Origin of the sequence: Flavobacterium sp., assembly GCF_039916025.1 — a bacterium.
GTDB lineage: Bacteria > Bacteroidota > Bacteroidia > Flavobacteriales > Flavobacteriaceae > Flavobacterium.
The window spans coordinates 1-8,431 of sequence record NZ_JBDSMB010000005.1 but is presented as its reverse complement, the minus strand read 5'-3'; the positions used below and the strand labels follow the sequence as shown (position 1 = coordinate 8,431).

The following is an 8,431-nucleotide window of genomic DNA, read 5'->3' as shown; positions in this document are numbered from 1 at the left end:
TATGTAATTTTTTTGAGGTTGCAAATATATGAATTAAAAAAACAATATTTCAAGCATAATCTATTAAAATTTAATCACATAAAGATTTATTTTTGCAATCCACAATTTAACTATGAAATTCTCTAACACACTTATCCAATGGTATTTACAAAACAAACGTGATTTGCCGTGGCGTAATGATACGAATCCATACACGATTTGGCTTTCAGAAATTATGCTCCAACAAACGCGGGTTGCGCAAGGATTACCATTTTATTTGCGTTTTACAAAAGCATTTCCTACGGTTTTTGATCTGGCAAATGCCGATGAGGAAGCAGTCTTGAAATTGTGGCAGGGTTTGGGCTATTATTCCAGAGCCAGAAATTTGCATAAAACTGCAAAACAAATCGCTTTTGAACTCAATGGAGAATTCCCAAAGAGCTACAAAGAGCTATTACATTTAAAAGGAATAGGCGAATATACAGCAGCTGCAATTGCTTCATTTGCTTATAATGAAAGTGTTCCAGTTGTTGATGGAAATGTTTACCGAGTTTTGTCCCGCTATTTTGATGTAGAAACCGATATCGCTTCGGCTGGAGCCAAAAAAGAGTTTACACAATTAGCCGCAGAATTGTTGCCAAAAGGCAATGCTAATATATTCAATCAAGCCATCATGGAATTTGGAGCTTTGCAATGTGTGCCAAAAAATCCGGATTGTGGAATCTGCGTTTTTAATGACAGTTGTTTGGCTTTGAAAATGAAAAAGGTAGCACAACTGCCGGTTAAATCTAAGAAGTTAAAAGTAACCAAACGCTATTTTAATTATTTGGTTTTTTCAGATGAGAACGACAACACCCTTATTAGTAAACGAACTCAAAAGGGAATTTGGCATAATTTATATGAATTTCCATTGCTTGAAGCCGAAACAGCTGAAACCGATATTGCTATTTTGGAGTTAATTCAAAATCAAAATTTTGTTGATAACGATATTAAAGAAATAACGTTACACAATACCGAAGCTATTGTCCACAAACTTTCACACCAACATCTGACTATAAAATTCTGGAAAATCAAGGTAGAAAAAACACTTTTGAACGGAATGGATTGTATATCAGCTTCTAAATTTCCGTTTCCTATTGTGATTTATAATTTTATTGAGAAAGAATGGCTCTAATTTTCAAAAAAAGTGTAAATTTGAGGGAACTACAATTTAGTTGAGAAATGAATGGCACCTTAAATAAAGTAATGTTAATTGGTCATCTTGGTGACGAAGTAAAGATGCATTATTTTGATGGTGGTAATTGTATCGGTCGCTTTCCTTTGGCGACTAATGAAGTCTATATCAACAAACAAACTAACGAAAAAATCACATCTACCGAATGGCATAATCTTGTTGTGAGAAATAAAGCTGCCGAAATTTGTGAAAAATATTTGTCAAAAGGCGATAAAATATATGTCGAAGGCAGAATAAAGTCACGCCAATGGCAAGCTGAAGACGGAACAACCAAATACACAACCGAAATACAAGTTACTGAATTTACATTTTTGACTACCAAAAAAGAGGTTGACGGACTAAAAACATCACAAAATATAGAACCAAAAACCACTAATTTTGAAGCCCCAAGCCCGGCAGCTCCCGAAAACGATTTGCCGTTCTGATATTGTTTAACTAATCTCTACCTCATTGGACCCAGAGCCCAGTACTAATTTATTTGCAACTATAGATACCAATTTACTTTTTGGAATTATAGCTATTGCTTTTCTGTTATTTTGTTCTGCCATGGTTTCTGCCGCAGAAGTCGCGCTTTTTTCACTTACGCAACAAGACTTAAATACCTTATCAGAAGAAGATTCTTCCAAAGCCAATCTTATTTCCAAATTACTCCAACGTCCAAAGAAACTTTTGGCAACCATATTGGTAGCTAATAATTTCAGTCATATTGGCGTTGTGATAATTTTTTCTTTTGTTGGGAATTCCCTCTTTGAAGCCATTGCTTCTCCTCTATTAAAATTTATTGTTGAGGTTTTATTGATTACGTTTCTTATTCTTTTGTTTGGCGAAGTATTGCCAAAAATATACGCCAGCAGAAACAATATCCGATTCTCAAAGTTTGTTGCCAACCCATTGTCGCTTTTAGACAAACTGCTTTCGCCAATAAGCTTGCCAATGCGAAGCGTGAGTATTTATTTGCATGATAAATTAGGAAAACAGAAATCGAATATTTCGGTAGATCAATTATCGCAGGCATTAGGACTGACTTCTACAGATGACACATCTACTGAAGAGCAAAAAATATTGGAAGGAATTGTTTCGTTTGGAAATACAGATACAAAGCAAGTCATGAGCCCAAGAATTGATATTTTTGCACTGGAAATAGAAGAGACTTTTGCGGAGATTTACGATAAGATAGTTGACAAAGGTTATTCGCGAATCCCGGTTTACAGAGAAAGCATCGATCATATTGAAGGTGTTTTGTTTGTCAAAGATTTAATTCCACATATCAATAAAAAAGAATTTGATTGGAACAAACTGATAAGAGAGCCATTTTTTGTTCCCGAAAATAAGAAACTGGACGATTTGCTAAAGGAATTTCAAAGTAAAAAAAGCCATTTAGCAATAGTTGTTGATGAATATGGCGGAACTTCGGGCTTGGTTTCTCTTGAAGATGTAATCGAAGAAATTGTTGGAGATATTTCGGATGAGTTTGATGATGAGAACCTGAGTTTTTCACAGATAGACGACAAGAATTTCCTGTTTGAAGGCAAAATAAACCTCAAAGATTTTTACAGAATTGTAGATGTTGATGAGGAAGATTTTGAAAGCAGTAAAGGCGAGGCGGAAACATTGGCCGGATTTATATTAGAAATTTTAGGCAATTTCCCCAAAAAAGGACAGAAAATCCATTTTTCAAATGTGCGTTTCACCATTGAAGCTGTCGATAAAAAAAGAATAAAACAATTAAAAGTAACTCTCGAATAAGTTAAAAATGATAAAAAGAACACTTGGTTTTCTTGCGATAATAATGCTACTGACTTTGGTTTCCAGTTGCAAAAAAGATGTGTTGCCAAAACCAACAAGTCAACTGCGATTGGATTATCCGGTTGCCAAATACGCTTCGTTTAGCAATCATTGTCCGTTTGAATTTGAAATGAATGAAGACGCCATTATCAAAGAAGATAAAGATTGTGGATTTTCAATTCATTATCCAAAAATGAAAGCAACGATTTATTTGACTTATAAAATGGTGAATAATGATATCAATACTTTATTGCGTGACGCACAAAAACTGACCTATGAGCACGTGATAAAAGCGGATGATATTTTGGAACAACCTTATCTGAACAACGATAAAAAGGTATATGGAATGTTCTATCAGGTTGATGGAAATGCGGCAACCAACGCGCAATTTTATGCCACAGACAGCATCAAGCATTTTGTAACAGGTTCGGTATATTTTTATGCAAAACCAAAATTTGATTCTATAATGCCTGCCGCAAGTTATGTCAAGAATGATATGCAGCGTTTACTGGAAACGATAAAATGGAAATAAAAAAGTCCCGATTTAATCGGGACTTTTTTATTATATGTTTTTGAGATTATACTTTTCCTTTTGTTTTCATGCCTAAAACTTTATAGGTTTCGCCATCGCCAGTAGTTTCAACGGCTTTTGTTAAACTTTCCGGAGTTAAGACGGAAGCATCAAATTCAACGGTTGCTTCTTTTTTATCAAAATCAACTGTTGCTTTTTGAACACCATCCATTTTTGACAATTTAGTTTCAATGGTTTTAGCACAACCCATAGCGCAGGTCATTCCTTCAATTTTGAAACTTGCGGTTTCCGGTTTTACTGCAGCAGTAACTTGTTTTTCAGTAGTTGTTCCGCTATTTGCTGATGCAGGTTTGCTTCCGGCATCCTTACAGCCAATCAGTAGGGTTGAGGCAATACCAAAAGTTAATATCGATTTGGAGAAATTCATAATCTTTAGCATTTATTATTTGTGACTTTATTTAATCATTGACAAAATTAGTGAAAAATAAAAGTGATTATTCTTAAAATAATTACAAAATTTGATGTGTTTAAAAAACAGGTATGAAGTCACTACAGTTAAAATGGATTATTTTAGTAGCGCTTGCCCTTATTTGGGGAAGTTCTTTTATATTAATTAAGAAAGGATTAGACGGATTGGATCCGTTTCAATTGGGCTCGTTGCGGATTATTTTTTGCGCTCTTTTCCTTCTAATCGTAGGATTCAGAAGTCTGTCAGGCATTGCGCAGCATCAATGGAAATACATAGCTTTAACCTCATTATTTGGAACCTTTATTCCGGCTTATCTTTTTGCCATAGCCGAAACGAAAGTGAGTAGTTCTATCTGTTCAATTTTGAATTCGCTGACACCACTGAATACTTTGATTTTGGGAGCCATTGCTTTTGGATTGAACTTCAGAAGAAATCAGATTTTTGGAATCATAATAGGATTGATTGGGACAGCAGTTTTAATTTTCAATGGAAAAGAACAAGGAGTTTCAGATGACTATTCCTATTCAGCCTTTGTGCTTATTGCTACAGTTTGTTATGCAACGAATGTCAATTTGATAAAAAAATATCTTTCCGACGTGAAGCCTTTAAGTATTACAACCGGGAATTTTTTAGTGATGCTGATTCCAGCGATTGTGATTTTATGCTTTACTGATTTTAGTTCCAAAATGACTTTACCAGCAACACAGCATGCTATGTTTTTTGTTATGATTTTGGGTATTGTCGGAACCGGCGTTGCCAATGTGATTTTTTACAAACTAATACAGATTTCGTCTCCAATCTTTGCTTCTTCCGTTACTTATCTGATTCCGATAGTGGCTTGTTTATGGGGCTTGCTGGATAATGAGTTGCTCACACCTTTGCAGTTTTTCGGAGCATTTATTATTTTGATTGGCGTTTTTATGGCTAACAAAAAATAAAAAAATCCTCCCGTTTAGAAACAAGAGGATTTTATATATATAAAATAATTTCTATTTAATTATAGAAAATCTGCATCAGTAACACCTTCGTTGATTTTTACATCACTCATTTTGATATCTAATTCAAATCCAACATTCATGATAGTGTTGAAAGGTACTTTAACACCTTTTACAACTCTATAATCGTTGAAGTTTGTTACTCTTGTCATTTTTTGTCCGCCTTGCTCATCAGTTGTAGCTTCAGCAACTTTCAAACCTGAGTTCACATCAAAATAATAAGTAGTATCACCATCAACAACAGCATAAGCATCAGAACCATTCATTGGCTCAATTCCTGAAACGATTACACCGCTTTTAGTAGCCAATAAAGTTTCGTTGAATAATACTGCGTTTTCTTTCATTTTCGCAAGTTCTTCACCTTCTAAAACTTTTTTCTGACCTTGTTGCATCATGTAGCCGGTATTTCCGTTTACAACTTGTTTCATTATTGAACCCATTCCAGCCATAGAAAGCTCGACCATCATTCTTCCTTTTGCATCTGTTTTTGCGATGTAAGATAATGGCATTGGTGCCTGGGGAATAGTTGTAGAACCAGTATATGCGATAGATTTTACGGCTTTTACAGCTTTGTCTCCACCAATTGCAGCTACATAAGCATCAATTACTGATTTTGCAGTAACTCCTGCAGGAACTGGTTTTTTCATTGCCGGTTTCTCAGTAGGATTTCCGTATTTATCGAAATAGAACATTGGGATTTTTAATTTTTCCAATCCTGAAATAACTTCTGAACCTTTACCTGTAACTACAATACGTAAATTATCTTCCAAGAAATATTTGTTTGCTGCTCTCATAACATCATCAGCGGTAACTGCATTGATGTTTTTGATATAGTTTTCATAAAAATCAGCTGGCAAACCTTCTGTTTCTGTTCTTAAAGCAAATCGGGCAATGGTTTCCGGTTTTTCAACCTGCATTACGAATTTCCCAATATATCCTGCTTTTATACCGTTTAAAACTTCTTCAGTTACTTTTTCAGTTCTGAATCTTTTTAGCTCTTTTAAAGCTTCTACCACAGAACTATCCGTAACTGCGTTTCTTACCTGAGCGTTAGCTTTGAATTTGCTGGCGACATTTTTATCAAAACCGATATTTGAAAATGCACCATATGTCCAACCATGCTTTTCTCTCAAATTCATATTCAAATAACTATCGAAATCACCACCATAAACCTGGTTAGCTATAATCGCTGGGAAATAGTCAGGATCAGACAGTTTTAAATTTACAGTGTTAATCAATGAGATTTCAGATTGAACCGCATTTGGCATATCCACAAAATTCATTTGTGTATATTGAACATTTGTTGGGTTCGAATAAGTCAATCTTGGCGCAGTAGCTTTTGTCCATGAACTAAATAGTTTTTCAACTACTTTTTTCACATCTTTTGTTTTCACATCTCCAACGATTACTAAGTAAGCATGTTCCGGAACGAAGTAAGTAGCATAATTGCTTTTCACATCATCTAAAGAGACATTATTGATAGTTTCTTCTGATAAATATTCTCCAGACGGATGATTTCTACCATAAGCTAAAACATTTTCAACTCTTCCGGCAACAGCAGTAACGCTTTTTGCATCTGTTTTTAAACCGTCAATAAGTTTTTCTTTTTCTTTGTCAAATTCTTCCTGAGTGAAGTTTGGCATCAAAGTACCTTCAGCCATTAGTTCTAAAATTCTTTTCGAATATTTAGACAATCCGTTAGCAGATGCTCCTGAAGAAAAGAAACTGATATCAGCTCCCATAAAATCGATTTCTTCGTTAAAAGCATCTTTTGATGTTTTCGTAGAACCGTTTCCAAGTAAGCTGCTGGTTAAATCGTCAACCCCTTTTTTATTTCCTTCTGCATATGGCGCATTGTCAATAGTTAAATTGAAAGAAACTCTGGGAAGTTTGTGATTTTCAACTACCAAAACTTTTAACCCGTTTGGCAACGAAAAAGTTTCAGGTTTTTTAATATTAATACTTGGCGATGGGCCAGATTTCGGTTGTGTTCTGTCTTGTGCTTGCATAATGATAGTTAAAAACAAGCTTGATAATACTATAATTGATTTTTTCATTTTCGTAAATTTATTTATTTTCAGCTTTGTCTTTTGCAGGTAGATAATCTAAAATCAAACGTTGGTTTGGATTTAGATATTTTTTAGCAGCATCTCTCATTTCTTCACGAGTGATAGAACGGAACATGTCAATTTCAGTATTGATTAAATTTACATCACCATATAATAAGTAGTAAGATGCTAAATTTCCGGCAACGCCTTCAATATTTGAGTTGCTATTCACATAGTTGCTTTCGTTGATGTTTTGTAATTTTTGAAAATCTTTTTCTGAAATTAAATCAGTTTGAATTTTCACAATTTCTTCATCAATTTCTTTCATTAAATCTGCAGAAGTAGCATCACCTTGTGGCAAGGCATAAATAATATAAGTTCCATAATCTTCCTGGCTCATATTGAACGCACCAGCTTCAAGTGCCATTTTTTTATCGTCTACAATTTTTTTGTATAATTTAGAACTCTTACCATTGCTTAAATAAGTAGAAATCATGTCTAAGATTCGGGCATCACGGGTTTTCATTGATGGTGTTCTGTAAGCAGCAATGAACATTGGTTTTTGAATATTTGGATCTTCGAAAGTTGCGTGGATTGGTTGCGTAATTGGCGCTTCAACAAATGTCTCTCTTTTAAATTCAACACCTCTTGGTATTGGCGCGAAATAATCCTGAATCCATTTTTTTGTCTGAGCGATATCGATTTGACCTGCTACAACTAAAACTGCATTGTTTGGAGAATAAAACTTTTTGTTGAAAGCCTGGAATTCTTCCAGTTTTGCAGCATCTAAATGATCCATAGAACCGATAGTTGTCCAACGGTATGGATGCACTTTAAACATATACTTCTTTACTTCAGCAAGTATTTGCCCGTAAGGACGGTTGTCATAACTTCTTCTTTTTTCTTCTTTTACTACTTCATTTTGTGTGTCAACACCAATTTGATTGATTACAGGATGCATTAGTCTTTCTGATTCCATCCACAAACCTAATTGTGTACTGTTGGATGGAAAAACTTCGTAATAATACGTTCTGTCATCGGTAGTGTTAGCATTGTTAACTCCACCATTTGAATTTACAATTTTAAACCAATCACCACGTTTGATATTATCGGTTCCTTCGAACAATAAATGTTCAAAAAAGTGAGCAAACCCGGTTCTTTCCGGATTTTCATCTTTAGCACCTACGTGATACATAACAGAGGTAATTACAACAGGTGCAGATGGGTCATTGTGTAAAATTACATGAAGTCCATTTGGCAAGTTGTATTCCTCAAAAGCGACCTTTTGGGCAAGAGCTGTTCCTCCAAGCATAAGCATTGAACTTAAAGCGATTAATGAATTTTTCATAAAAAATTAAAATTTTTTCAGTTGATTGTTCAGTTAGTTGC

The 8,431-nt window shown here is 34.6% G+C and carries 8 protein-coding genes; 5 read left to right on the top strand and 3 right to left on the bottom strand.

Features of this window, described 5'->3' with window-relative positions; genetic code table 11:
• The first annotated feature begins 112 nt into the window (after positions 1–112).
• From mutY to gldD, 4 genes are read left to right on the top strand one after another with little or no spacing between them, the layout of a single operon-like run.
• Positions 113–1,153, top strand: a complete 1,041-nt coding sequence (gene mutY, locus ABIQ27_RS00270) for an A/G-specific adenine glycosylase (RefSeq protein ID WP_348030949.1) — start codon at positions 113–115, stop codon at positions 1,151–1,153.
• Between the two features lie 47 nt (positions 1,154–1,200).
• On the top strand, positions 1,201–1,638 hold the full coding sequence (gene ssb / locus ABIQ27_RS00265; protein WP_348030947.1) for a single-stranded DNA-binding protein: 438 nt from the start codon (positions 1,201–1,203) through the stop codon (positions 1,636–1,638).
• Between the two features lie 25 nt (positions 1,639–1,663).
• Positions 1,664–2,959, top strand: coding sequence for a gliding motility-associated protein GldE (locus tag ABIQ27_RS00260; protein ID WP_348030945.1), 1,296 nt, complete (start codon positions 1,664–1,666; stop codon positions 2,957–2,959).
• A 7-nt stretch (positions 2,960–2,966) separates the two neighbouring features.
• Complete coding sequence (gene gldD / locus ABIQ27_RS00255; protein WP_348030943.1) at positions 2,967–3,530, top strand: gliding motility lipoprotein GldD; 564 nt, start codon at positions 2,967–2,969, stop codon at positions 3,528–3,530.
• A gap of 46 nt (positions 3,531–3,576) precedes the next feature.
• Here the strand turns inward: gldD and ABIQ27_RS00250 are convergent, their stop codons facing one another.
• Positions 3,577–3,957 carry a heavy metal-associated domain-containing protein gene (locus tag ABIQ27_RS00250; protein WP_348030941.1) on the bottom strand — a complete coding sequence of 127 codons (381 nt, stop codon included), beginning with the start codon at positions 3,955–3,957 and terminating at the stop codon, positions 3,577–3,579.
• Positions 3,958–4,070: 113 nt separating this feature from the next.
• On the opposite strand from ABIQ27_RS00250, the gene ABIQ27_RS00245 reads away from it, so the two are divergent.
• Complete coding sequence (locus tag ABIQ27_RS00245; protein ID WP_348030939.1) at positions 4,071–4,937, top strand: DMT family transporter; 867 nt, start codon at positions 4,071–4,073, stop codon at positions 4,935–4,937.
• 59 nt (positions 4,938–4,996) lie between these two features.
• Here ABIQ27_RS00245 and ABIQ27_RS00240 read toward each other — a convergent pair whose 3' ends face one another.
• Both ABIQ27_RS00240 and ABIQ27_RS00235 read right to left on the bottom strand, forming a co-directional pair.
• Complete coding sequence (locus tag ABIQ27_RS00240; protein WP_348030938.1) at positions 4,997–7,051, bottom strand: pitrilysin family protein; 2,055 nt, start codon at positions 7,049–7,051, stop codon at positions 4,997–4,999.
• A 10-nt stretch (positions 7,052–7,061) separates the two neighbouring features.
• Positions 7,062–8,390 carry a pitrilysin family protein gene (locus ABIQ27_RS00235; RefSeq protein ID WP_348030936.1) on the bottom strand — a complete coding sequence of 443 codons (1,329 nt, stop codon included), beginning with the start codon at positions 8,388–8,390 and terminating at the stop codon, positions 7,062–7,064.
• Positions 8,391–8,431 lie beyond the last annotated feature (41 nt).